Genomic DNA, 561 nt, shown 5'->3' with positions numbered 1-561 from the left:
AGTTGAATAGTGTCACTGTTGTGTGACCCGTTAGGTTTCCCTGCTGTTGCCCGTGTTGAGGGTGGTGGTGTGGGGTTAGGGTTACGGCGGTCATAGCGTGGGGGAAACGCCCGGTTCCATTCCGAACCCGGAAGCTAAGGCCCACAGCGCCGATGGTACTGCAGCCGGGAGGTTGTGGGAGAGTAGGTCGCCGCCGGACATTCTTTGAGGGAGGGCCTCGCACCGTTGGGTGCGAGGCCCTTCCCGCATTTCTGGACTGCTTTCCCCGCAAGGACGGTCTGCCACAGGCTCCGGGCACTAGCCTGGTCCCCTGAGGACCCGGCCGCGAGGCCGGCACATGAGGAACAGAGACCGCGTTCCCGCGGACCGTCGCGGCGTGACGCCCAGGAAGGACACCATGGCTGAGGACACCCCCCGAGAGCGCCGCGAGGACCGCGGATCCGAGGGCCGCGGGCCCCGTGGTGGCGGTGATGGCCGGCGTCGTGGCGGTGACCGCGACGGACGTCCTCGCAGCGGTGCCGGTGACCGGCGCCGCTCCGGCGGGCCTCACGAGGACCGGCG

1 rRNA gene is annotated in these 561 nt (G+C 68.6%); it reads left to right on the top strand.

Annotation, left to right across the window (positions count from 1 at the left end):
* Window positions 1-82 precede the first annotated feature (82 nt).
* A 5S ribosomal RNA gene (rrf, locus tag HMPREF3105_RS08610) occupies window positions 83-199 on the top strand.
* Window positions 200-561: the final 362 nt, after the last annotated feature.

Source organism: Micrococcus sp. HMSC31B01 (genome assembly GCF_001816085.1).
Lineage (GTDB): Bacteria > Actinomycetota > Actinomycetes > Actinomycetales > Micrococcaceae > Micrococcus > Micrococcus luteus.
Note: the sequence above shows the minus strand (reverse complement) of the source record. Positions and strands in the feature narration are given on the sequence as shown.